Below are 23,319 nucleotides of genomic sequence, written 5' to 3'. Positions count from 1 at the left end.
TTTACATTTTATCTACATAACCTTATCTTAAAACAAATAATATGAATCTCGAATTCAAAGTATAAATTATATATACTATATATAATAACATTTAAATTAAAATCTAAAGTAACTTTACATGCATTTTCTGTTTTAACACAAAAAGAAAAGACCTTTCTAACGATTTTATTCTATCGCTAAAAAGGTCTTTCTCTATTTCTGCTAAAAACTTAGCACTCTTCTGGCTTACCAGCATTCGATGCTGTACGGAAAGATGATCCACATCCGCATGATGCGATTGCGTTTGGATTGTCGATTGTGAATCCACCGCCAAGCATAGATTGTTTATAGTCAATTTTTACTCCTTTAACAATTGGAGCACTTTCTGTATCGATAACAAATTCAACACCGAAAAACTCAAGAACTGTGTCGTCTTCTTTTGGTTCTACTTCAAATCCTAAGCCGTAAGAAAGACCGCTACATCCGCCGCCGTGGACAGCAAGGCGCACGTACTTCTCTCCATCTTCAGCATCTTTTAACATATCTTTAATTTGAAAAGCTGCTTGTTCTGTTACTTCAATCATGAAATACACCTTCCTTTCTGTTCTTAGTCCATTATACATCTTTACGCTTCTATCTTGTACTCATACACTCCGCGACAAATTACTTCCGCAGGTCCTTTCATCAACACGCTTCCTTCTTCAGTCCACGCAATCATTAAATCGCCGCCAGCTAAATGAACTGTAATTTCCTTACCACGTTCCATCTTTCCATTCAAAATAGCAGCTACAACTGCAGCACACGCCCCTGTTCCGCAAGCTTGCGTTACACCAGATCCACGTTCCCAAACGCGGAAGTTCATCTCTTCATCATTCAAAATTTCGATAAACTCAACATTTACTCGCTCTGGAAACATTTCATGTGTCTCAAGGACGGGTCCAAGTGTTGTAAGAGGTGCTTTTTCTACATCATCAACAAAAATAATCGCATGCGGATTTCCCATTGAAACAGCTGTAAATGCATAACGATGATTATTATATAAGAAGTTTTCACGAATAAATGGTGTTTCATCTTCACCAAGCATCGGTATTTCTGCACGTGTTAGACGCGGTGCCCCCATATCGATTTTCGCTAATGTAACTTTCCCTTCTTCTACCGTTACTTCCGCCGTTACAATGCCAGCTAACGTTTCAATTGTGAAAACTGTTTCTTCTACTAGTTTATGCTCATACGCATATTTCGCTACGCAGCGTAAACCGTTACCACAGCTCTTTCCTTCAGAACCATCATTATTAAACATACGCATTTTCACCGGAGCTACGTCTGAAGGGCAAATTAAAATCATCCCATCTGCTCCAATACCAGTATTAATATTTGAAACCTTTTCCGCCACAAGGGCTAAATCTTCTTCAGAAATTTGCTCTTCAAACATATTTACATATATATAACTATTGCCAAGACCATGCATTTTTGTAAAAGAAAATTGGCTCATTTATATTCACTCCAAAAATAATTTGTTATGTTAAGTATAAAATGCATGCTTTTAGAACACAATATGAATGTCCCCCGTTTCTCATATTTGACAACGTTTGGCGATGAGCCACTCTTACACAATTTGTGTAAGAAAAAAGCCCTTCTAAAAAGGGCCTTTTTTTATTTATCCCACTATTTTCGATTGGGGAAGGCTAATAATCAGTATTAGCCTTCCCCACGAAATAAAGTTTTATCTAATGAAAAAGGTGCTGCTGATTCGCAACACCTTAAAACATTGGATTTTCATCCAAATACTCATATACATTATTAACAAGCTCTTCTACTGTTGCACCTTGTACAACTTCACCATTTACAAGTGCAAACGGTCCCTCAAAACAAATACCACAATATCCTAAACAACCATACTCCATTACATCTAAATTCGGATCTTTTTCTAATTTTTCTAGAGCTGCTTGCGAACCACTTGCAAGGTTACCTACACAAAATTCAATTAATGGTTTAATCAAAATTCTCCCCCCTGTACTACAAAACAAATTACCTTCTGACTTTATCTATAAGAAGAAAACTAAGCTGTTTCTTGTTGTTTTCGTTACACAGTCTAAACTATTTAGTTACTTCATTACTTCACTTCAAAGTAGATGACTTCTTCTATATAACATGCTACTTCTAATGAAATAGTAACTACAAAGGAAAAACAGTTTACTTTACTTTTCTTCTTATTGTACAACAGAGTATTCATTCATGCATTGTTATTTGTTCACAAATTCGATATAATTTGATTGAGTAAAGTCAAAATATTTTATTAATATAAAATTTTATGATTAGGGGATATTTCAACAGAAAAGGGGTAATCCATCATGAAACACCTCGTAATACTAGGTGGCGGCTACGGTGGAATGAGAATTCTGCAAAGGCTACTTCCAAGCAATCAACTTCCAGATGATGTACAAGTGACATTAATCGACAAAGTACCATACCATTGCTTCAAAACTGAATATTATGCATTAGTTGCGGGTACTATTTCAGAAACGCATATTCGTATACCGTTTCCTGAACACCCACGCCTCAATATTCAATACGGCACAGTAACAAATATTGACCTCGAAGAAAAAGCTGTTCATCTCGATGGCGGCGAAGCGATCCAATATGATGATTTAATTATCGGACTTGGCTGTGAAGATAAATATCATAACGTTCCTGGGGCTAGGGAATATACACATAGTCTACAATCAATTGAACAAACACGTAAGACATATGAACAATTAAATAGTCTAGAACCAAATGCAACAGTAGCTGTCGTTGGTGCTGGCTTAAGTGGTGTTGAAGTAGCAAGTGAACTTCGGGAAAGCCGTTCTGATTTAAAAATCTACTTATTTGATCGAAAAGATAGAATTTTATTCCCATATCCAGAGAAATTAAGTAGATACGTAGAAGAATGGTTTGTAAAGCATAAAGTTAACATTATACGAAACTCTAACATTACAAAAGTAGAACCAAATATTGTGTACAACCACGATGAACCACTTGAATGTGATGCAATCGTCTGGACAGCTGGTATTCAAGCGAATGAAGTTGTTCGAAACCTTCCAGTTGAACAAGATGGTAGCGGACGGGTTGTCTTAACTAAATATCATAATATTCCAAATAACGATCATGTTTACGTTGTAGGAGATTGCGCAGCACTTCCACATGCACCATCTGCCCAACTTGCTGAAGGTCAAGGAGAACAAATTGTCCAAATATTATTAAAACGTTGGAATAATGAAGCACTTCCTGACGAACTACCTGTAATTAAATTAAAAGGTGTTCTCGGTTCTCTCGGTAAGAAGCACGGCTTTGGTTTACTAGCAAACCAACCATTAATGGGACGTGTACCGAGATTATTAAAATCTGGTCTTCTTTGGATGTACAAATATCATAAAGGTTAATACTTTACAGGCTGTCTACTAAGTAGGCAGCCTCTTTTATGAGTTAACATATAATTATCAGACACATCTTTTTCAATATGTATAATGATTTATTTTTCATTTTCATATTAAAAACTATTGATAAAAAGTGTATGCTATTTGTAAGTTGTCTTATTATTTCCTTTAAGACCGAATTCATTCGGTCTTATTTTTTATGTGATAAATACTTTTGTAGGAGGCATTACATTCAACTTATGAACTTATCGAAACTAAACAATCGAATAGAAGCGAAAAAGAAAGAGTTAATCTATCTCGTTGAACAATACGGATTCACTCATGATAAAGTGATTTCTTTCAGCCAAGAATTAGATCGTTTACTTAACTTATTAATAAAACTCAAGATGAAGAAAAAACGTTGTTCGTTATAACCATTTCCCCCTCTTTTTTGATACGATATAACTAGAATCAGAAAGGAGCGATTTATGTTTATATTAAAAGACGTTATATATAAAGATATACTACACATTCCTTATTTACGGATTCAAAAAGAAAAGATTACTTGCATTATCGGTGAAAGCGGAAGCGGAAAAAGTACATTGCTTCGGATGTTAAACGATTTACAATCTCCAACATCCGGTACAATTGAATATAACGGAAAGTTAATTTCTAATTATCCACCTATTCAATTACGTCGTGACGTAGTTATGCTTGGGCAAACTCCACCTATTTTTGATGGAACCGTTAAAGACAACCTATTAATGGGACTTCGTCTTTCTGAAAAACCATTTCCAAATGATGATGCCCTGCGGAGTGCACTAAAAACCATTAGTTTAGACAAGCAATTAGAAGATAGCGCTTCCTCATTATCCGGCGGTGAAAAACAAAGGCTTGCCTTTGCTCGTATTGTACTTATGGATCCACCTGTCTATTTATTAGATGAACCTACTTCAGCATTAGACAGTGATACAGAACGACGCGTAATGAAACAATTTACTGAACTAGCACGAAAAAAGAAAAAAACAGTTATCTTCATCACACACTCGCAACAACTTCCAGAAGAAATTGCAGACGACATTATTGAAATTAGTAAGGCAAACGGTGCAACTAGAAAGGAAGTGCTCTCTGTTGAAGGGCGTTATTGAACTCCAAATTTGGCAACTTGTGGCTGCCTATATTTTCATTCTTATTTTAATCGGGATTGTGAAATTAAAAGGGATACCTCGCGAAAAACAAATCGCGCTCGCAACATTCCGTATGACCATCCAACTCGTACTTGTTGCATATGTCCTTACATACGTATTTGAAAATAGTAATCCATTTTATACAATTGCTCTCATTACTTCTATTACTACCTTTGCAATTTTTAATATTTATAAACGAGTTAGCATCCCAATGTCTAAAGAATTAAAACGAGTAGCCGCCCTTTCCATGGTCGCCGGATCAATTGGGCCACTTCTACTATTTATCTTTGTTATTATCGGTCATGACCCTTGGTATGCTCCGCAATATATCGTCCCTATTACAGGAATGTTAGTTGGGAATGCCATGACTGGTGTTTCTCTCGGTGCAAATACGTTCTTAAACAATATGAAATCGCAAAGAGGTCAAATTGAAGGTGCACTTATGCTGGGCGCAACACCGAAAGAAGCTGCTGCTCCGCTCATACGCGACGCTTTTGACTCTGCCATTTTACCTACAATCAATTCTATGGTCGGAATGGGGATTATAAGCCTACCAGGCATGATGACAGGACAAATCTTATCTGGTGTATCACCGTTCACAGCTATTCAATATCAAATTGCCATCATACTCGGTATTTCTGGAAGTACTGCCTTTGCTGTCATTATCTTTTTACAGCTTGGATATAAAACGTTCTTTAATAAGCGATGTCAGTTGAAAGAGGTTGACTATAGTGCGCGGTAAATGATACTTCTTGCTCGGTAAATCATGCTCTGTTCATCGTAAATGAAATCATATCGACTTACCGAAAAAAAAATGACAATAAAAAAGAGGAGGCTACCCGCCTCCTCTTTTTTATTACGCCTTCTTAACGAATTGTGATTTTAACTTCATAGCTCCGAAACCGTCGATTTTGCAATCAATATCGTGATCGCCATCAACTAGACGGATACTCTTTACTTTCGTACCGATCTTCACAACTGAAGAAGTTCCTTTTACTTTTAAATCTTTAATAACAGTAACAGCATCGCCGTCTTGAAGAACGTTTCCGTTCGCATCTTTTACAACTTTTGCACCATCATTATTTTCAGCTTCTGCTTCTTGGCCCCACTCATGAGCACACTCAGGACATACGAAAAGAACGCCATCCTCATACGTATATTCTGAATTACATTTTGGACAATTTGGTAAAGTAGCCATAAATTCATTTCCTCCGTTCATTATTTATACGTAAAAATCAAAATTGATGTTTACATCTCGATAAATAAAATTTGTATAGCATTTCTTTATAGTGCCATAGTCTCACGTTATTGACAAGCCTACCTCAAATTCTCATTTTTTATTGTATTTTACAAAATTTCAATTTGTATGGTGTTTCCAATAAAAAAAGAAGAACCTTCACAAGGTCCTTCTTTCCAAAATGAACGAGTTTCGCTCTAGAAACTCCAACTATTTTCTTCAATATAAAATTGATACTCTTCTAACTCTTCTTCACTTAACTTCTTATTATTCTCGTATACCTCTTGCCACTCGAAATAATCTTCATCGAAATAAACAGCAAATTTTATTTTCACGTTTTTCTTCTCTGTATAATCATAACCAGTAAACTCTACTACGTCATACTCTTTTTCTTTCTTCACAAACTTCCAAGTTGGGTTATCTGTCATAATTTCTAAAGTAACCCCTTCATCACTTGAACGAACAACGTTTTTAATATTCGGCTCAGTTGGTAAAAAGGACAGCCCGAACGCAGCTAAACCAAACACAATCCCGACTATAATCTGTAAACCAATCATACCAGCTACACTAACGCCGCCCTTTGATTGTAAGAAATACGCCTTCTCATGATCAGACGCATCTTCTCCCTTACGAAAAACACGAACAGCATGCTTATAATATAAACGGTTTCCTTGCCATCCAGTAAATATCATCATTCCTAATTGAAGAGCTAAACTAAATGTTACATAAATCCCATCTGGAATATCTATAAAAGGGGGTATAACTATACTAGGTATAGCCAATAACGCAAATATAATAAATAACTTATACATTTTACGATAAGCTAACCAAAAGGTTGGGAAGAAAAAGGCTACCCAATTCCATGTATTCCCTTGCGCAGGATTTTCTACTTTACCCCACTTAAAATCATAATAAGCTGTATTTTTTTGAACAACTTTATGTAATTCTTGCTGAGAAATTGTTTCTTGTAAAACAGTGTCCTTCACGTACATCATCCTTTTCTTATTTCTATATACATTTATTGTATATGTACAAAATGAAGGAATCTAACAAAAAGTACACATATTTTATAAAAATGAACGGAAATCGAATATATTCCGACAATTATTCATTAATTATTTCATTTTCCTTTTAAATATATTAAAATACTTATGAATGATATGTTTAATACACTAAGTTAAACTTTATATATATTTAATACTAAAAATGTTTCACATGAAACTATCCATATTTCGTATTATTTTGCTATCATTTTCGATTTGCTGCAAATATCAGTCCTATATAAAAAACTAATAGAAGAAGCAATATAACTTCACATTGCATTTCTACTAGTCATTTATCCCATTTTTATATCCTCTCCTACAACTCCCAAGTAATATTCATTTCTTCAAATGAGTCCTTACATACTTCCAGTCCTCCGTCATCATCCGTTCCAATCATCGCTACTTCTTCTTTAGACAACATAATTTCCTCATTTGGATTTTTGATTTTTCTCTCATACACGAGTTGTAAAAGCTCTATTTGCTCTTCTGTCAGCTCATATTCTTCTTCTAATCTTTCCATTGCTGAGTGCAGATTAAGTAGCGGGATTTCTAATAAGGATCCGCCATGCTCTTCTATCTCTTCAAATGAATCAATTGAATATGCACCGCTCTCCTCAATCCAAAATGCTGCTGTAATGAAAGGCACTGTTTCGCCTTCTACTTCTTCTAATACGTATTGAAGAGCTTCTTCTTTCGCAATGTCTATTACTTCCGAAGGTGCCCCTTCAAAATAATTTTTCGCATCAATCCACTCATCAATTCTCTCGCTATTCACATCTTGAAGACATACAATCGTGTAATTCGGATGAAACGTAATTGTCCCTTGTCCCCCTTGGCTATCTTGCATACTATAGTTAAATCCATCCCATGAACTTTCATGTGAGAAATCTGGACAATGCGCTACATTAATTGCATGGGCAATCGAATTTAAAACGCAGCCTTTCCATAGTTGTTCTTTATCTATATGTAATTTATATTTACTCATCATCTTCCCCCATGCGCATATTTTTTTCTATTATCTTTCCTCTACACAATGCTTGTAAATACTTTTCTATCTACTACAAAATAAAAAAGACTTCCTTTTTAAAAGACGTCTTTTTATAGTTGAAAATTTACTAATAAATAAAACGAATTATTTAATAAATGAATCCCAATTGGAACGAGTAAATTCTTCGTTCTCTTATATGTGTATGCTAAACATATACCCATACCAAAAATATATAAAATACTACCTACTGTAAGGGGGTGCCCTAAAGTAAATATGAAAGCACTTATAGCAGCACTACTAAGTGTAGAGAAGCGCTGAGATAATTTCATAAAAAACATACCTCGAAATACAATTTCCTCCCAAATAGGCGCAAAAGTTGTGAGCACAACTACGTATAGAATGATTTCACTTGTAGTAGGTTCTATTACTATATTAGATTCATCCACACCAAGCCTATGTGGTAAAACTACATTTAATACCGCAAGATACATAAGCATTACAATCGTTGTTATTACTATCGTTACATAATGTTTAAGATTATTGAATTGTAATGATTTTATTAAATGTAAGCAGCAATTTCTTGCCGGTGCATACATTACGATAATCATACAAAACGTGAAAGGTGGAATAAGATGATCTACATACCATGGGTATAAGGAAGAATCATATAAAAGGTTCAAAAAACCAATTCCATGCATGACCCCAAAAATAATTAATAGAATGCTAATTACTTGGCGCATACTCATTTGTTCATTCTTTTCTTCATATGTAGCTAATTCTATATTCATCCTATCCCCTCCAGTATAATTAAACCTTTTAAACCATTATATACCATTTCCAACACCAAAACCGACGATACAATTTACTGTATCATCGGTTTTTTCCCTACCATTTCTCTTTACATGTTTCAATTAAATGCAGTAAGTACCTCTTCGTCATATCTGCCCTTCTCCACCTTGAGAGCATTCGCTTTTCTTTTGGATTGTGTCGTATTCGCTCTACTTCTTTTAATAAAAGCTCCCATTCTTCCGATGAACGTTCTGACAAGTATTGCAATCCTCTATCTTTTGAAACGATTGTTTTATGATCTAGTGTATATAAAATACGTCCCATCGTAACGACAGCTGATTCTACCCACTCTTCTATAAAAAATAAATATGGCTTCTTCGCCTTTTCACTCCAGTACTGTTCTACGTTATATTTCATCGTATTTACTACATCACTCCATTGTATTTGCAGCGGAAGATCTTCTGCTTCTTTTCCGGTAACTGTAATGCCTTGATTTTTCAACGTCCACCATGTGACCGCATTAATGTCCCAATGACCAACATTAGCTTTACCATCTGCACAATACACATACTCGTTTATTTCATCATTGTATTTCCCTAAATCAGCAAGCGGAATATACATACCGTCCATTCTTTTACCTAGCGTATTATCACTAAGTTTCTCATGTAGTTCCACAAGCTGCTGTTTCTCAGCTTCATTCACGGAATCATTTATCACTGTAACAAAATCAACATCGCTCGTTTCCTTATGAAATGCGCCTAGTGCGATGGACCCGTAAATATATACGCCGACTATTTTTTCATCTAAAAAAATTTCTTTTAATTCTACTGTGTACTGCTCCATTAACTGTCGTACTTCCGTTGGTAACGCATGCTTCACTCCATTTTTCACATCTATCCCTCCAATAAAAAAGAGCCTTTGCAAATTCGCAAAGGCTTCCTGCTTTATAAATATTTCTCGATTTCTTCGTAAACATCCTTCAAACGAGGATTTCCTTCTCCAACAATTTCTCCATTTACAAGAACGACCGGATAAAATAGATCTTCCTCCACTACGCGCTCAGCGAATGCTCTCTTATCTTCATCTTCTTGTTCTTCTTGAAAATCAATATACTCGAAATTAAATTTATTTTCTTGTCCTTCATATTTACGACCAATCGCCGCTTGTAACCACTCAAACGTTTCTGTTGAAGATGGCATTCCAACGCAGCTCGCACAAATTACTTTCGTCCCATACACTTGCACATTAACCATTTCTTCTCCCCCACTTCTTGTTTCAACAGTATATTCAGATGTCTTATTACATAAGCACATCATTTTACAAACTTATTCCATACCCCTATACTGAAAAAACACGTTGTAAACATGATAAAAAATTTCAACATTAAAACAAGAACAGAAAAAATAGATTTTCCCCTCTATCTTGATTATAATAAAACTGATGAAAGGAGTCGATAAAAATGGAAAACCCACATATGCAAGAACAAGTACTAGAAGTATTAGATAAATTACGTCCATTCTTACTTCGCGATGGCGGAGACGTTGAATTAGTAGACATTGAAGAAGGTATCGTAAAATTACGCCTTATGGGTGCATGCGGAAGCTGCCCAAGTTCTACAATCACACTAAAAGCTGGTATCGAACGCGCATTACTTGAAGAAGTACCAGGCGTTATTGAAGTAGAACAAGTATTTTAATTAAAAGCAGAAGCGGCTCGTTCAGAACAGGAGGTCATTGGAGCTCCTGACGAAGAGGCGCTTTTGGCCTCGCAGGAAGGTGCGAAATGGCCGACTGTTTTAGCCGCTGGAGCTGGATAACTAAAAGCAGAAGCGGCTCGTTCAAAATGTGAGGAGGATGGAGCTTCTGACATAGAGGCGCTTTTGGCCTCGGCGGAAGAAGCGAAGCCACCGAACATTTTAGCCGCTGGAGCTGGATAACTAAAAGCGGAAGCGGCTCGTTCAGAATCGCCTTCTAAAAGGAGACCAAATTTGGTCTCCTTTTTTTATTCAAATTACATTTATCCGTTAACATCATAAAACAAAATTGGAAATTCTTCTCAAAAAATGCGATAATTAATAATATAGAATCGTTCACACATATATAGAAGAAAACATAGGGGGACGACACATGCCAAGAATGGGGAACACTTTTTTAACAATTCAAGAACTAGAAAAGAAAAAAGAGTATTTATTAGACCTTTCATCTGTTATACCAACATGGAATGCGAGCTACCAATTTTTATTTAAAGAAATCCAGCAAGAATTATTGGATAAAGTAAATGAAAAGCTCGAAAAGCATCAATTCGTTTTAAATATATGTACAGATCAGCAGGTAGGGGCATAATGTATTACATAAAATTGTGGTATATAAAAAAGAGACCTCACTCGGTCTCTTTTTTATATTTTTAAGATAACCAATCTAATTTTCTAATCCCAAGCTTATCTACTGGTAAACGAAGTGAGCCATAAAAGTGCTTCATAAATTGCTCTGAGCGGTTCACATCGTGTAAAATGGCTTCTAAGCGATCTCTATATATGCTTTTTTGTTCTTCGTTTCCAGTTTGGTAATATCGTTCGACCGTTTCAAAATAGTGAAGCGGGAACAGGAGCCTTGCAAATAATAAGCGCCAACCAAATGAGGACAGCGAGTAATTCCGTTCATAATCTGTAACAAATTGAACGATTGTTTGATCCCAGTCTTTCTTTTTTTCAATCATCATATAGCGAATCCATTCTGCTATATCTCGAGTTGGGTGATCATACACCCAATCAAAAGGGAGTTTGAGACGCTTCGTTTGATGCCATAATAAAGGTGTAAATCGTTCTTGGCAAATTGTTGCTGCATCAGTCAGTTGGGGCGTATCATCCATCTCTGTATCGACAACATATTGAATTGCATTTTCTGCAACTCCTAAGTAATACGGGAAGGATTCAATAAACAATTGATCGAATACGTCTGTAGGGTGGTTCATCACTTGTGATTGCCAAAACTTTTCTAATTGATCGAGCCTTTTTTCCCATAACGCTTTCCATTCACCAATGCGGCTTAATTGCTCGATCTCTTCTGGAAAAAAAGCACCTCGTTTATGGAATATAGAAAGCTCACTTCCTAATGATGTAGCATGTCGTTCTAATGCACGCATACCTTTTAATAAGCAGTAATTTTGTTCTTCTATCTCACTTACATAGTAGCCGTGTATAGTCGGAACGAAAGTCGCTACAGTTATATCCCCTTGCTGGTTCATATAGTCACTGAGCTTTTTCATCTCTACAAGTACTTCTTCCTCCATGTCTCCAATTGGAACAAGTACATAAATTTTGTTGCGAATCCAAAAGCTTTTATAGGGGCCAAGGGGGATTAATTCTTTAACATGCATGTGATAATGCTCATAAATATGATGAATCATCGCAGTCGCCACCTATGGTTTTTCTTTATATATATGAGCTTGTGCTCGCCTTTCATTCCTATGCACATGATAAAGCAACGAAACGTATACAAATACTAAAAAGAAAAAAAGGTGATAAACATGAAAGAATCAAATCAACTACAAGAAAGAGCATTACAACTATTACAAGAGCGCGGTGTAACAATTGACGATATTGCTGAGCTTGTTCATTTTCTTCAAAAAAAATATCATCCAAATTTAGAGATGTCAGAATGCCGTTACAATGTAGAACGTGTACTATCAAAACGTGAAGTACAAAACGCACTGATTACTGGTATCGAGCTTGATGTCCTTGCTGAAAAGGGAATGCTAAGTGAGCCGTTACAAGATATTGTAAAACGTGATGAAGGCTTATACGGAATTGATGAAGTTATCGCACTTTCTATCGTGAATGTGTATGGCTCTATCGGTTTCACGAACTTTGGATATATTGATAAATTAAAACCTGGTATTTTAGAATACTTAAATGATAAATCAACTGGAAAGGTGCATACATTCCTTGATGATATCGTCGGCGGAATCGCTGCCGCTGCGTCAAGCCGTTTAGCGCACCGAGCTGAGCACTCAGAATAATAATGTTTTCTAGGCCGTCAGTTTCATGCTGACGGCCTTTCGTATTCCATCAGCATAAATTCTCTTCCGCGACTCAAAAAAATAGTCCCTTGTCTAAATCCGATATTTTTATATAACGTAATTGCTCTTGTATTAAATGTCGCTACGCTTAATCGAAACATTTTTGCATTAAACTCTTTCGTGGCGAACGCTATTCCAGCTTGGAAGAATTCTTTCCCCATTCCTTTCCCAGTTAAGGCCGGCTTCATGCCAAGTCCGATATCAATCACATCTTCTCCACCATATAAATTAGCATCTCTTCCACCTGGTACTTGTGCATTTGCTCCAAAACAAAAATAACCGATGAACTCTCCTTGACCGTCACAACAGCCATAATACATTCCATCTAATAGCTCTTCCATTACTTCTTTCTCGCCTGAAAAACTATATAAATTATATGGTTCCTCGTACGCCCACGTATTTATCTCCATCGCTTCTTCTTTTGTTAACACATGTATATCCAATCTTCTCACTCCTTATCAAATATTCTATATATTTACTCATTCATTTTTCACATTAAATTTCCCTCTAATTGCAATATGCAGAATTACATACGCACAGCCATTAAACAAGTGGTACAATTTATTTGAATCGCTGTTGCTACACTTCTTGATTAGAGAAAAGGCGTTAACACGGAAATTAGCGTCTTATCAACCTCAAGCAATTGGCACATTTTGTCATCTTAAAAGACACTCCAACGAGTGTCTTTTTTTCTATATCCAACAAGGACTTACTCATTTCAAAGTATAAATACATAAAATAATGTAAATCATTACACGCATGAATCACTTTCTAAAAATTATAAAGTAGATTCAAAATAAAAAAGCACTCTTAACTAGAGTGCTTTTTACTTTCAAGCAAGGAGGCTACATATATGGATAGTACTCTCGTATTTAACTTCGGCATTGGTATTGTCATTATTTTATTTGTCTTTTTTGTACTTTGTATGAGCGGGGTATAAAAAGGCGATTTTCGGGCGTCTTTTTATACATACATATGTATTACTTGACTTCTACAAAAGCAGTAACCATAATAGTTACAGATATACAAATAACTATTCACATATCCACAAATAGGAGGAAGAACAATGAAACATGTAATCGTTTATGCACACCCAAATACAGAAAGCTTCAACCATGCGATTTTAGAAACGGTAAAAAGTAAATTAGAAGAAAAAGGCCATGAAGTACGCGTTCGCGATCTATATGAATTAAACTTCAATCCAGTATTAGGCGCTTCCGATTTCATCTCATTTTCTCAAGGAAACACACCAGCAGATATTAAAGAAGAGCAAGAGCATATCTCTTGGGCTGACAGCATTACATTTATTTATCCAGTTTGGTGGGCGGGACTTCCTGCTATTTTAAAAGGATACGTTGACCGTGTATTTAGCCACGGCTTCGCTTATGCTTACGGTGAAAATGGCATCGAGAAGTTATTAAGCGGTAAAAAAGGGTTATTATTATCTACAATGGGCAATACGAAAGAAGCATACACAGCAGGCGGCATGTTTGATGCAATGAAGAAAACAGCGGATGTTGGTATTTTTGAATTTACAGGCATTGAAACAATTGAGCATACATTCTATACAAGTGTTCCTTCTGTGGATAACAGTGTGCGTAAACAATATCTTGAAGAGGTTAAAGACGTTGTGAATCGTGCTTTTTAATAAAATTAAATCAGCGCAACTCAGATTATATCAGCGATTTTCTAAATATATCGGCGCAACTCAGATTATATCGGCGATTTTTAAAATATATCGACTTACCGACAAAAATCGACACTAGTCACAACTGAATGTTAGCCCACACCAATCGGGCTGCCTGCAAATAGCAGGAATAAAAAAAGCTGTTCCAAAGTTTGGAACAGCTTTCTTCACTACATCTTCTCAATCCACTCCGTCAAGTTATGCACAACTTGCGTTGGTTGTACTTCATATTCTGTTAACTTCTCCACAGTTGTGACTCCAGTGTGGACAAGAAGGGTATGCATACCAGCATTTATTCCTGCTAAAATGTCTGTATCATAGTTATCCCCAACCATTAATGCTTCATTTTTTTCTATGCCAAGCACTTTTAAAGCTTGTTCCATAATGATTGATTCTGGTTTTCCGATAAAGATTGGATCCACACCTGTTGACACTGCTACAACTGATGTTAATGAGCCGTTACCTGGTAACAATCCGCGCTCAGTCGGAATGGCAATGTCTCCATTTGTAGAAATAAACGTTGCGCCGTTACGCACAGCAAGACAAGCTTTTGCTAATTTTTCATATGTGATGTCACGATCTAAACCAACAACAACGAAATCAGGATTTTCATCCACAAGTTCAAATCCTTTTTCCACAAGTGCATCGTGTAAGCCTTCTTCACCAATCATATATACAGTTGCGTCTTGTTTACGTTCATAAATGAAGTTCGCAGTCGCCATACTCGTTGTGAATACTTGCTCTGCTTTCGCTGGAATATCGAAACGAACAAGTTTTTCTGCTACCTGTTCTGGTTTACGAGTTGAGTTATTCGTAACGAATAAATATGGAATGCCGCGCTCTTCTAATGCTTTTACGAAGTCGCTTGCTTCTTCAATTTGTTCTTCTCCGCGATACATCGTACCGTCTAAGTCAATTAAGTACCCTTTATACATCGATTATGTCTCTCCTTCTATGCTAACGTTCTCACCTTATCATACCATTCTTATATTACCCGCTTTTTACAAAGAAAAAAACGCTTTACCTTAAAGCGCCCCATAACGTTCATTTTTTCTCTTTTACTTGGTAAGAACAACTACAATCGCCCTCGCACATGTTTGCTAACGTCTTTACATCTGCCCCTGCAAATAAACGCTTATACATCTCTTTTTCATCTTCACATACTTGCGGAAATCTCTCTGCAATTTCCTTTAACGGACAGTTTTGTTTTTCAATTACGAAAGAGTTCTCTCCGTCTCTCTTAATTTGAACCATATAACCATTTTTCTCTTGCATCGCTGCTATCTCTTGCACTTTATATGCTAAATTCTTTTGATCACTCACTCGCTTTTGTAACTGTTCTTCCATTCGCTTCGTTCTCTCTTTTAAAACATAACGAAGTATTTTTTCATCGCCCATTCGAGCTAAATCTTCTAGCATATCAATCGCAAATTGCTTATACTCTTTCGGGAATGTATCTTCTCCCTTTTCACTTAATCCATACAAATAAGTTGGTCTTCCGACATGTTGCCTTACCATCTTAGAATAAATGAGTCCGTCTTTCTCAAGATTACTTAAATGTCTTCGGATTGCCATTTCTGTAATCTCTAAAACGTCAGCTAGTTCCGCTACCGTGTGCTCTCCCTTTACTTTCAACAATTGTACAATCTCGTCTTTCGTAGTACGTGCTTCCCCCATACTTCACCCTTCTCCCTTTTCTTTCTCACATACAATATAAGATCCCCAAAAGGCATTCTCTGGGGATCTTATAAGCATAATTATTCTGGTACAAATGCAGATACAGGTCCTAATTCCTTTTCTAAATAACTGCGAATATTTGCTGGGTATTTTTCTACCACTGCAATATGTTTTTGAATCGTCTTATATAATTCATCATGATTCATTTGAATATAATCTTGCATAAGCATTTTTCGAAGAAGGATAATTTCTTTCATCCCTTGTCCATCTTCTTCACTTATCACTCGCTCATCCATTAAAATATCAATAATATCTTCATAACTTCCTGGATCGCGCATAATAAATCCATCAATCATCGCATTTCCTACATCTAATACAGTATCAATAATAAGATGGGCTATGCGCTCTAATGCATAAAATTCAAACTCGGTTTCATATATCTTTTTCTCTTGAAATGTACTTGTTGCTCGTTCTAAACATACTAGCATTTGTTCTATTTTCTTTCTGTCTACAAAATACATGAATGTCACCTACCTGGAAATTAAAGCATTTACATTTTAATTGTAACGCTTTCTTCTGAAAAAATCGACAATTTTTCGAATTCACCTTTTCTCTGTTATTTGTTATAGTTATATTTGTATGATTTTTGAAATTGGAGGAATGAAATCTTGGAACGTGAACTCGCACTAGAAATTGTCCGTGTAACAGAAGCAGCAGCATTAGCATCCGCACAGTGGATGGGCCGCGGAAAGAAGAACGAAGCAGATGATGCAGCAACTACAGCAATGCGTGATATGTTTGATTCAGTAAACATGGCAGGTACAGTTGTAATTGGTGAAGGAGAACTTGATGAAGCACCGATGCTGTATATTGGTGAAGAACTAGGAACAGGTAACGGTCCAGAAGTAGACATCGCCGTTGACCCACTAGAAGGTACAAACATCGTTGCAAAAGGTCTTGCAAATGCAATGGCAGTTATCGCAATCGCAGATAAAGGAAACCTTCTTCATGCTCCTGATATGTACATGGAAAAAATCGCGGTTGGTCCAAAAGCAGCTGGTAAAATTAGCTTAGATGATCCAATTGAAAAAACAATTGAAATTGTAGCAGAAGCTAACAATAAAAAGATTCGTGATCTAACAGTTATCGTTCAAGAACGTGAACGTCATCAAGATATTATCGATCGTGTTCGTGCTAAAGGTGCACGTGTAAAATTATTTGGTGACGGTGATGTTGGTGCGTCAATCGCAACAGCACTACCTGGAACAGGTATTGACTTATTCGTAGGTATTGGCGGAGCTCCAGAAGGCGTTATTTCTGCAGCAGCATTAAAATGTCTTGAAGGTGAAATGCAAGCTCGCTTAGTTCCAATGAACGAAGAAGAAGAAGCTCGTTGTCGTGAAATGGGATTAGAAGATCCTCGTCAACTTCTTATGTTAGATGACTTAGTATCTGGGGATGATGCAATCTTCTCAGCAACTGGTGTATCTGCTGGTGAGTTATTAGACGGTGTTAAATTCCTTGGCGGAGATTTAGCTGAAACATACTCTATCGTAATGCGTTACAAAACAAGAACAGTACGATTCATTAAAACGCATCACCATTTAGATCATAAACCACACTTAAACTTAGATATTTAATAAAGGAGCCATGTGTATGGAAGAACGTTTCTTTCTGTACGACGATACTGTCGCTACAAAAACTCGTTTCGTTAGCTTTATGGGAGAAAATGAGCGTCATGATTTAGCGCTTTTATACTCCGATCGTCATTACGGTAAAACAATTGTACTTGATATGCAAAGTAATAAATTTGCAATCATCGGCGCTGACGATTTAAACGAACCAGGCTACTTAGAGCACGCATTTTCTATGACTGAAGAAATTGCAGAAGAACTACGCTCATTTTTATTTGAACTTATATAATTTATCGTATGCACCAGCTATTTTAGCTGGTGTTTTTTTGCCTTTATTATTTTGAATTTTCAGTATTATATGTTATAATGAAGAATAAATCTATTTGGATAGAAAGGACGTTATCTACGTATGCCAACATTTACTTTGTAATGGACCAGCAATTGGATAGCATTACTCTCAAAAAAGCACCACGCTTTTTCAAGGGAGTAGTCTGCCCATTCCCATTACAAAGGAACGTATTGCATCTGTAGTATGATGTTTACGGAGGTTCCTCTTTGGGGAACCTCCTTTTATTTTTGTCTTTTTCTCATGTCTTCATACTACAAGACATCCAAATAGCTGTATTACGTTTCTTTGCCACTACTATAAGAGGTGAAGGAAAATGCAGAAAGTACAACTTTCTTGGAGTTTATATGAAAATCAGCAACACACAATCGAAAAATATTGTAAAAATTGCGGACGTACTACCCTATTTACTGATACGAATATTCGTAGGCATAACGCCAATGGAAAAAACATATACCGCTTTGCTATTTATAAATGTCCGAAAGATCATACGTGGAATCAAAAACTGCGTATTTATAAATCATTTACTGATCACGTTGAAACGATCGATATGACCCAGCAAGATCAAGCCGAAACAACTACTACTATTTCCATTATGCAACATAAAGAAAACGGCATAGCCGAAATCACGCTTGTATTAGACCTCATTTTCGGTTCCCACCGCATCGATAAAGCCTTATCCACATATATTTCTGACTGGAGCCGTACACTCATTGTGGATAAAATTAAAAATGGGGATATTCAATTGAACGGACAACAAATGAAGCCAAATACAATACTTTCTGAAGGCGATTATATCTCGATTTGTTTGTAAGCGAGTATATGCAAAAAATCCTCTTACAATTGTAAGAGGATTTTTTTATTTCTTCACTTTTCGTAATACGAAGTGTGCACAACCGAAGTTACAGTACTCGTATAAATACTCTGATAACGTACTAATTTTCGTATCATATGTCGAACGTTGATTACTATCATCAAAGAAACCGCGCAATCTAAGTTGCTCATAACCCCAGTCCCCAACGATGTAATCATATTTATTTAAAATTTCTGCATAACGCTCTTTAAATGCTTCTTCACTAAAACCATCACGAAAGTTTTTAATTACTTCGTACTGAACATTATTAATGCTCACCGTAGCATGCATCTCTTGCTCTTGCTCTTGCTTTTGCTCCATCATTAACTTCCTCTCTAAGCATTCTTCTTTTTATCGTATCACAAAGCATACCAACCAACAATTTCAAATACAAAAAATTGAAAATTAGTGCATGCTATGGAGAAGGAGGTGATACATCGTGAAAAAACAAATTATGCTCTCTCTCCTCACTCTTTCCTTATTTGCAGGCTGCCAGCCAGCAAATAAAGCCGAAATGGAACGTGAAGAAGGAAGCCGTGTTCTTGTTTCCAATAAAAATGACATGTATCATACGGAAAATACAAATACAAGACTCACAAGAGTCGGTTATTCTTCTAAACAAAAGCATGAAGTATCTAACAAACAAGTAGGGGCCATTAATCGCGAGAAAGTCGCTGAAATGATTACAAGCATGACCGTCAAACTTCCTGACGTTACAAACGCTGCTACACTCGTTACCGATGATGAAGTATTTGTTGTATATCGTGCAAACACAACGGATCCAAAACTTGTAGCGGATCAAGTATATAGAGCTGCTTTGTCCATCGTCCCTCGCTATTATAAAGCATATGTATCAACAGACCAAAAGTTGATTTCCCAAATTCAAGGCCTTCAATCTGGCGCATTAAATGATACAGAATATACGCAAAGCCTCGATATGCTAAAACGTGAAATGAGTAAAAATCCTCATTTGAACAATACGGGAGATCAGACCTTGAATGATATGATTAAAAAGTAAAACAGGTGGAGAAAATCTCCACCTGTTTTACTTTTTATTTTTTATTACGATCCGCATAAACTTCCATTGCATCACACATAAACTGCGCTAAACCTTCGCCAAACTTATCGATATTTTTCGTAAAGCGCTCATCAGCGACGTACATTTGGCCGAGTCCTTTAAAAGCATCTAATGAATAGTGACTAAAGTTTTGCAAGTAATCGTACCATACTTTGATAGCTTCTTGCGCCTCTTTGGAATCAGGTGCACCGTGTCTAAGTGCCGCTAAATTTCTGTAAATAGCATTAAACTCTTCTTGCTTCTCTTTTGACATACCTTTCGCATATTCATTCGCTTTATCTACAGCTGCGTCTCCCCATCTTTCACGTGCTTCTTCTTCATATGGGTTATGGCTGAAATCGAATCCTTCAAATTTCTCTTTATTCGTCATTTCAATCTCTCCTTTTGTATGCTGAATTGTTTTATCAATCGTCGCAATCACCTTATCTAATCTGGCACGCTTTTCAAGAAGCATTTTCTTATGAAGCTGTAGTGCCTCTTCGCGATCAAATGATGGACTCATGATAATTTCTTTAATTTTCTTCAAAGGGAAGCCTAGTTCTTTAAAAAACAAAATTTGCTGCAACGTCTCTAAATTTTCATTGGAATACAGACGATATCCAGACTCTGTCGTCTCGTCTGGGGTTAACAACCCAATTTCATCGTAATGATGCAGTGTGCGCACACTAATTCCAACTAAATCAGCTACTTCTTTTACTCTCATTGTCATTTGTATCCCCCCTTAGTACATACGATAAAGTATGACGCAACGTTAGAGTCAATAAGTAAATTCATTTTCTTTCTAAAAGTTTCATCTCTCCCCTATTTCATGCATAATAGATATGTACATATATTAGAAAGCGGTGAAAGTATGGTTTCAAATACTGTAATTGCCAGCATCATCTTTCAACTCATTGTCTCGATTCTGGTCCCAATTATCGTACTCGTTTATTTCCGTAAAAAATATCATATTAATTGGAAAGTGGTCGGCATTGGTGTTCTTATCTTTATCGGATTTACCCAAATTCTTGAAACACCATTCCACCTATTTATGCGCGGTAATCCAACAATCGCTCCATTTTTAGAAAATCCGTTTGTCTTCGCAATTTATGGCGGATTGACTGCTGGTATTTTTGAAGAATTAGGACGCTTCGTTGCCTTCTTCTTCTTACTAAAAAAATATCTAGAATATAAAGATGGCTTCGCTTATGGAATAGGTCACGGCGGAATTGAATCTATTTTAATTGGCGGTTTTTCTGCATTACAAGCATTAATCTTTGCTAATTCTATTAACGATGGTAGCTTCGCTCGACTGATTGAACAAAAACCCGAGCTCAGCATTTTACAGGACATGTTAATTCAGCAACCTGCCTACTTATACTTCCTTGGTAGCTTAGAAAGAATTATGGCACTCGTGCTTCAAATCGCCTTTACAATGCTTGTTTTATACGCAGTAAAACAGAAGAAATATATCTTCCTAGTATACGCTATACTATTCCACGCATTTGTAGACTTTTTCGCGGCACTTTACCAAACAAAAACAATCAATCTCTTCGTTGCCGAAGGAATTACACTTCTCTGTACAATTGGCGCTGTCGTTCTTATTCGCGAGATGAAAGCGAAATTAATGAGTGTGCCGGAGTAAAAAATAAACCACCAAAATTGGTGGTTTATTTTTTATATGAATTACCACACTAATGATAACTTTTGCCCTCTTGCAGCTCCCTCTTTGTCTCTGCATCTATAACGATATATTTATGAAACTCTTCTACCTCATTTTGAGAAAAGGAAGCGAAAAAATAAACTTGGCGATCAGGATGAACAAAAAAATCTTGAAGCATCACACTACTCCGACGACCCATGGCTGTTTTTTGTAGGAAAGAAAATTCTTCATCAGCCACTTCTTTAAATAAGATTTTTTTCCGAACACTATATGCTGCATTATTGTATTCTTTATAGATTTTCTTGTCTAACTGTTTATAAAAAACATCCTCACTCACAAATGACTTATTTCGATTGCTTGGATAATTTACTTTTTGATTCGACTCTGCATAAGTTGTGGACAAGTGTATAAAAAAACAAAGACTAAATACAATACATATCATTTTATTCATGATTGCACCTCAAATGTTCATTATCCACATTAATTTTCCACATATTTAAATCAATATGCCGTTTCCAAGAAAAAGGAATTATTTCCACATTTGTCGAAGTATATAGCGTCAACTTGAAAGATGGGGATGAATTATGAAGAAAATTATTGTAATACGACATTGTTCAGCAACTGGGCAAAAACGTGATGATGAATTAACGACCGATGGAAAAGACCAAGCAAATACTCTTGCTACATTCCTCTTAGAAAATCATCTACAAATCGATCATATTATTTCAAGCCCATTTGTCCGAGCTATCGATTCCATTCGGCCCTATGCGCTCCAAGCTAACTTATCTATCCAAGAAGATGAACGATTAACTGAACGCATATTGAGCAACGTTCCAATGGATGATTGGATGCAAAAACTAGAATCCACTTTTACGAACATAGATATTGTCTTTTCAGGCGGAGATTCAACAAAACAAGCAACAGACCGTGCCATTTCGCTTATTCAAGACGTTTTACAATTAAACCATACGACAACACTACTTGTTACACATGGCAATTTACTTACGCTCATTTTAAAGCATTTTGATCATACGATTGGCTTTAATGAATGGAGAACTTTAACCAATCCTGATATTTACGAAATTACAATCGACGAACAATGTATCATAAAACGCTTATGGGAAGCATCGTCCAAGTAATATCCCTTTCCAAAACATTCAGTTGACGCCACGAGAAGAGACTGTTCTAACAATAGAAAGGGGTATCATTTCATATGTACGAAGACGTACTTGCTTTACTACATAAAACAAATGTTTCTTATGAAAAATTCGAACACGAACCAGTACTCGATTATGAGACGGATCGGATCGTACGTGAGAGACTTGGCTTACAAGGCACTCCAAGTAAAAGCTTATTTTTAAAATCAAAGTCTGGAGATTATTACGTATTTTTTACGTTAGAGGGCACAAGGCTCAACCGGGGAGAGATGAAAGAGCTAACAGGAGAACGCTTATCTCTCTGTTCTCCTGATGAACTGCGAGACAAAACTGGTTGTACGCCGGGATGTGTAGCTCCTTTCGGATATTCACACGATGTAACAATTATTGTGGATAACGCTATTTATACGTACGATAAAATTTTAATTACACCTGGTGTTCCTGAATTTACAATTGAATTATCCACAGAAGAATTAAAAAAGATTTTATTAACATGTACAAATACCGTTTTAGAGTACAAACAAAAAGAGAGCTAATCGCTAGCTCTCTT

At 36.3% G+C, this 23,319-nt stretch carries 32 protein-coding genes; 15 read left to right on the top strand and 17 right to left on the bottom strand.

The features are described from left to right. Positions 1–209 precede the first annotated feature (209 nt). The 3 genes from CGQ22_RS11490 to CGQ22_RS11480 all read right to left on the bottom strand — a co-directional run bounded on the left by CGQ22_RS11490 (position 210) and on the right by CGQ22_RS11480 (position 1,979). Entirely contained in the window at positions 210–563 is a 354-nt protein-coding gene (locus CGQ22_RS11490; RefSeq protein WP_000573825.1) for a HesB/IscA family protein, read from the bottom strand. Positions 564–604: 41 nt separating this feature from the next. Continuing rightward, positions 605–1,471 carry a diaminopimelate epimerase gene (gene dapF, locus CGQ22_RS11485; protein WP_000077413.1) on the bottom strand — a complete coding sequence of 289 codons (867 nt, stop codon included), beginning with the start codon at positions 1,469–1,471 and terminating at the stop codon, positions 605–607. Positions 1,472–1,739: 268 nt separating this feature from the next. After that, positions 1,740–1,979 (bottom strand): YuzB family protein, encoded by a 240-nt coding sequence (locus CGQ22_RS11480; RefSeq protein ID WP_000595026.1) that lies wholly within the window; start codon positions 1,977–1,979, stop codon positions 1,740–1,742. Between the two features lie 351 nt (positions 1,980–2,330). Here CGQ22_RS11480 and CGQ22_RS11475 point away from each other — a divergent pair, with 351 nt between their 5' ends. The 4 genes from CGQ22_RS11475 to CGQ22_RS11460 all read left to right on the top strand — a co-directional run bounded on the left by CGQ22_RS11475 (position 2,331) and on the right by CGQ22_RS11460 (position 5,303). Continuing rightward, positions 2,331–3,401, top strand: a complete 1,071-nt coding sequence (locus CGQ22_RS11475) for an NAD(P)/FAD-dependent oxidoreductase (RefSeq protein WP_000682076.1) — start codon at positions 2,331–2,333, stop codon at positions 3,399–3,401. 233 nt (positions 3,402–3,634) lie between these two features. Further along, positions 3,635–3,808 carry an aspartyl-phosphate phosphatase Spo0E family protein gene (locus CGQ22_RS31390; protein WP_001054086.1) on the top strand — a complete coding sequence of 58 codons (174 nt, stop codon included), beginning with the start codon at positions 3,635–3,637 and terminating at the stop codon, positions 3,806–3,808. 54 nt (positions 3,809–3,862) lie between these two features. Beyond that, positions 3,863–4,522: an ABC transporter ATP-binding protein gene (locus CGQ22_RS11465; protein ID WP_000470269.1), complete on the top strand. Its 660-nt coding sequence runs from the start codon at positions 3,863–3,865 to the stop codon at positions 4,520–4,522. After that, positions 4,506–5,303 (top strand): ABC transporter permease, encoded by a 798-nt coding sequence (locus CGQ22_RS11460; protein WP_089148714.1) that lies wholly within the window; start codon positions 4,506–4,508, stop codon positions 5,301–5,303. Before CGQ22_RS11465 ends, CGQ22_RS11460 begins: the two co-directional genes overlap by 17 nt. 114 nt (positions 5,304–5,417) lie before the next feature. Here the strand turns inward: CGQ22_RS11460 and phnA are convergent, their stop codons facing one another. The 6 genes from phnA to CGQ22_RS11430 all read right to left on the bottom strand — a co-directional run bounded on the left by phnA (position 5,418) and on the right by CGQ22_RS11430 (position 9,871). Next, the gene (gene phnA / locus CGQ22_RS11455; protein WP_000212737.1) at positions 5,418–5,759 is read right to left on the bottom strand and encodes an alkylphosphonate utilization operon protein PhnA; all 342 of its coding nucleotides are present in this window, start codon (positions 5,757–5,759) and stop codon (positions 5,418–5,420) included. Positions 5,760–5,995: 236 nt separating this feature from the next. After that, positions 5,996–6,793 (bottom strand): DUF2628 domain-containing protein, encoded by a 798-nt coding sequence (locus CGQ22_RS11450; protein ID WP_003303348.1) that lies wholly within the window; start codon positions 6,791–6,793, stop codon positions 5,996–5,998. Positions 6,794–7,157: 364 nt separating this feature from the next. Next, positions 7,158–7,826: a hypothetical protein gene (locus tag CGQ22_RS11445; RefSeq protein WP_061884716.1), complete on the bottom strand. Its 669-nt coding sequence runs from the start codon at positions 7,824–7,826 to the stop codon at positions 7,158–7,160. A gap of 113 nt (positions 7,827–7,939) precedes the next feature. Beyond that, entirely contained in the window at positions 7,940–8,617 is a 678-nt protein-coding gene (locus CGQ22_RS11440) for a CPBP family intramembrane glutamic endopeptidase (RefSeq protein WP_089148713.1), read from the bottom strand. Between the two features lie 97 nt (positions 8,618–8,714). Then, entirely contained in the window at positions 8,715–9,509 is a 795-nt protein-coding gene (locus tag CGQ22_RS11435; RefSeq protein WP_000788490.1) for a nucleotidyltransferase domain-containing protein, read from the bottom strand. Positions 9,510–9,562: 53 nt separating this feature from the next. Next, on the bottom strand, positions 9,563–9,871 hold the full coding sequence (locus tag CGQ22_RS11430; protein ID WP_000248593.1) for a YuzD family protein: 309 nt from the start codon (positions 9,869–9,871) through the stop codon (positions 9,563–9,565). 206 nt (positions 9,872–10,077) lie between these two features. On the opposite strand from CGQ22_RS11430, the gene CGQ22_RS11425 reads away from it, so the two are divergent. Continuing rightward, complete coding sequence (locus CGQ22_RS11425) at positions 10,078–10,314, top strand: NifU family protein (protein ID WP_000431159.1); 237 nt, start codon at positions 10,078–10,080, stop codon at positions 10,312–10,314. 430 nt (positions 10,315–10,744) lie between these two features. Beyond that, the gene (locus tag CGQ22_RS11420) at positions 10,745–10,960 is read left to right on the top strand and encodes a hypothetical protein (protein WP_001137786.1); all 216 of its coding nucleotides are present in this window, start codon (positions 10,745–10,747) and stop codon (positions 10,958–10,960) included. Positions 10,961–11,021: 61 nt separating this feature from the next. On the opposite strand, the gene yutH is transcribed toward CGQ22_RS11420, so the two are convergent. Continuing rightward, positions 11,022–12,023 carry a spore coat putative kinase YutH gene (gene yutH, locus CGQ22_RS11415; protein WP_000581259.1) on the bottom strand — a complete coding sequence of 334 codons (1,002 nt, stop codon included), beginning with the start codon at positions 12,021–12,023 and terminating at the stop codon, positions 11,022–11,024. Positions 12,024–12,143: 120 nt separating this feature from the next. Between yutH and CGQ22_RS11410 the strand changes: the two genes are divergently transcribed. Then, positions 12,144–12,635 carry a phosphatidylglycerophosphatase A family protein gene (locus CGQ22_RS11410; RefSeq protein WP_000665103.1) on the top strand — a complete coding sequence of 164 codons (492 nt, stop codon included), beginning with the start codon at positions 12,144–12,146 and terminating at the stop codon, positions 12,633–12,635. Positions 12,636–12,658: 23 nt separating this feature from the next. On the opposite strand, the gene CGQ22_RS11405 is transcribed toward CGQ22_RS11410, so the two are convergent. Continuing rightward, positions 12,659–13,138, bottom strand: coding sequence for a GNAT family N-acetyltransferase (locus tag CGQ22_RS11405; RefSeq protein WP_000351219.1), 480 nt, complete (start codon positions 13,136–13,138; stop codon positions 12,659–12,661). A 623-nt stretch (positions 13,139–13,761) separates the two neighbouring features. On the opposite strand from CGQ22_RS11405, the gene CGQ22_RS11395 reads away from it, so the two are divergent. Then, positions 13,762–14,343 carry an NAD(P)H-dependent oxidoreductase gene (locus CGQ22_RS11395; protein WP_000683454.1) on the top strand — a complete coding sequence of 194 codons (582 nt, stop codon included), beginning with the start codon at positions 13,762–13,764 and terminating at the stop codon, positions 14,341–14,343. 209 nt (positions 14,344–14,552) lie between these two features. Here CGQ22_RS11395 and CGQ22_RS11390 read toward each other — a convergent pair whose 3' ends face one another. From CGQ22_RS11390 to CGQ22_RS11380, 3 genes are all read right to left on the bottom strand, one after another. Next, positions 14,553–15,317: a TIGR01457 family HAD-type hydrolase gene (locus CGQ22_RS11390; protein WP_046945274.1), complete on the bottom strand. Its 765-nt coding sequence runs from the start codon at positions 15,315–15,317 to the stop codon at positions 14,553–14,555. Between the two features lie 109 nt (positions 15,318–15,426). Continuing rightward, a complete protein-coding gene (locus CGQ22_RS11385) occupies positions 15,427–16,059 on the bottom strand; it encodes a helix-turn-helix transcriptional regulator (protein ID WP_000503343.1) in 633 nt (210 codons plus the stop codon). Between the two features lie 80 nt (positions 16,060–16,139). Next, entirely contained in the window at positions 16,140–16,580 is a 441-nt protein-coding gene (locus CGQ22_RS11380; protein ID WP_000274009.1) for a DUF86 domain-containing protein, read from the bottom strand. Between the two features lie 147 nt (positions 16,581–16,727). Here CGQ22_RS11380 and glpX point away from each other — a divergent pair, with 147 nt between their 5' ends. From glpX to CGQ22_RS11360, 3 genes are all read left to right on the top strand, one after another. Next, positions 16,728–17,699, top strand: coding sequence for a class II fructose-bisphosphatase (gene glpX / locus CGQ22_RS11375; protein WP_000439090.1), 972 nt, complete (start codon positions 16,728–16,730; stop codon positions 17,697–17,699). Between the two features lie 16 nt (positions 17,700–17,715). Further along, positions 17,716–17,982, top strand: a complete 267-nt coding sequence (locus tag CGQ22_RS11370; protein WP_000392611.1) for a DUF3055 domain-containing protein — start codon at positions 17,716–17,718, stop codon at positions 17,980–17,982. A gap of 373 nt (positions 17,983–18,355) precedes the next feature. Next, a complete protein-coding gene (locus tag CGQ22_RS11360; RefSeq protein ID WP_001174583.1) occupies positions 18,356–18,853 on the top strand; it encodes a hypothetical protein in 498 nt (165 codons plus the stop codon). A gap of 45 nt (positions 18,854–18,898) precedes the next feature. On the opposite strand, the gene CGQ22_RS11355 is transcribed toward CGQ22_RS11360, so the two are convergent. Beyond that, the gene (locus CGQ22_RS11355; protein WP_078418185.1) at positions 18,899–19,216 is read right to left on the bottom strand and encodes a YutD family protein; all 318 of its coding nucleotides are present in this window, start codon (positions 19,214–19,216) and stop codon (positions 18,899–18,901) included. A gap of 115 nt (positions 19,217–19,331) precedes the next feature. On the opposite strand from CGQ22_RS11355, the gene CGQ22_RS11350 reads away from it, so the two are divergent. Beyond that, positions 19,332–19,910 carry a YhcN/YlaJ family sporulation lipoprotein gene (locus CGQ22_RS11350; RefSeq protein ID WP_000744207.1) on the top strand — a complete coding sequence of 193 codons (579 nt, stop codon included), beginning with the start codon at positions 19,332–19,334 and terminating at the stop codon, positions 19,908–19,910. Between the two features lie 34 nt (positions 19,911–19,944). Here CGQ22_RS11350 and CGQ22_RS11345 read toward each other — a convergent pair whose 3' ends face one another. Further along, positions 19,945–20,679, bottom strand: coding sequence for a MerR family transcriptional regulator (locus tag CGQ22_RS11345; protein WP_000178780.1), 735 nt, complete (start codon positions 20,677–20,679; stop codon positions 19,945–19,947). A gap of 99 nt (positions 20,680–20,778) precedes the next feature. Between CGQ22_RS11345 and CGQ22_RS11340 the strand changes: the two genes are divergently transcribed. Continuing rightward, the gene (locus CGQ22_RS11340; protein WP_139032802.1) at positions 20,779–21,594 is read left to right on the top strand and encodes a YhfC family intramembrane metalloprotease; all 816 of its coding nucleotides are present in this window, start codon (positions 20,779–20,781) and stop codon (positions 21,592–21,594) included. Positions 21,595–21,643: 49 nt separating this feature from the next. On the opposite strand, the gene CGQ22_RS11335 is transcribed toward CGQ22_RS11340, so the two are convergent. Next, the gene (locus CGQ22_RS11335) at positions 21,644–22,063 is read right to left on the bottom strand and encodes a hypothetical protein (protein WP_001038436.1); all 420 of its coding nucleotides are present in this window, start codon (positions 22,061–22,063) and stop codon (positions 21,644–21,646) included. Between the two features lie 133 nt (positions 22,064–22,196). Here CGQ22_RS11335 and CGQ22_RS11330 point away from each other — a divergent pair, with 133 nt between their 5' ends. Both CGQ22_RS11330 and CGQ22_RS11325 read left to right on the top strand, forming a co-directional pair. After that, positions 22,197–22,751, top strand: coding sequence for a histidine phosphatase family protein (locus tag CGQ22_RS11330; RefSeq protein WP_089148710.1), 555 nt, complete (start codon positions 22,197–22,199; stop codon positions 22,749–22,751). 74 nt (positions 22,752–22,825) lie between these two features. Then, positions 22,826–23,305: a YbaK/EbsC family protein gene (locus tag CGQ22_RS11325; RefSeq protein WP_000272748.1), complete on the top strand. Its 480-nt coding sequence runs from the start codon at positions 22,826–22,828 to the stop codon at positions 23,303–23,305. Positions 23,306–23,319: the final 14 nt, after the last annotated feature.

The sequence above is a fragment of the Bacillus sp. M13(2017) genome (genome assembly GCF_002218325.1).
Lineage (GTDB): Bacteria > Bacillota > Bacilli > Bacillales > Bacillaceae_G > Bacillus_A > Bacillus_A thuringiensis_K.
The sequence above is the reverse complement of the archived record's forward strand: the minus strand, read 5'-3'. Positions and strand labels throughout refer to the sequence as shown.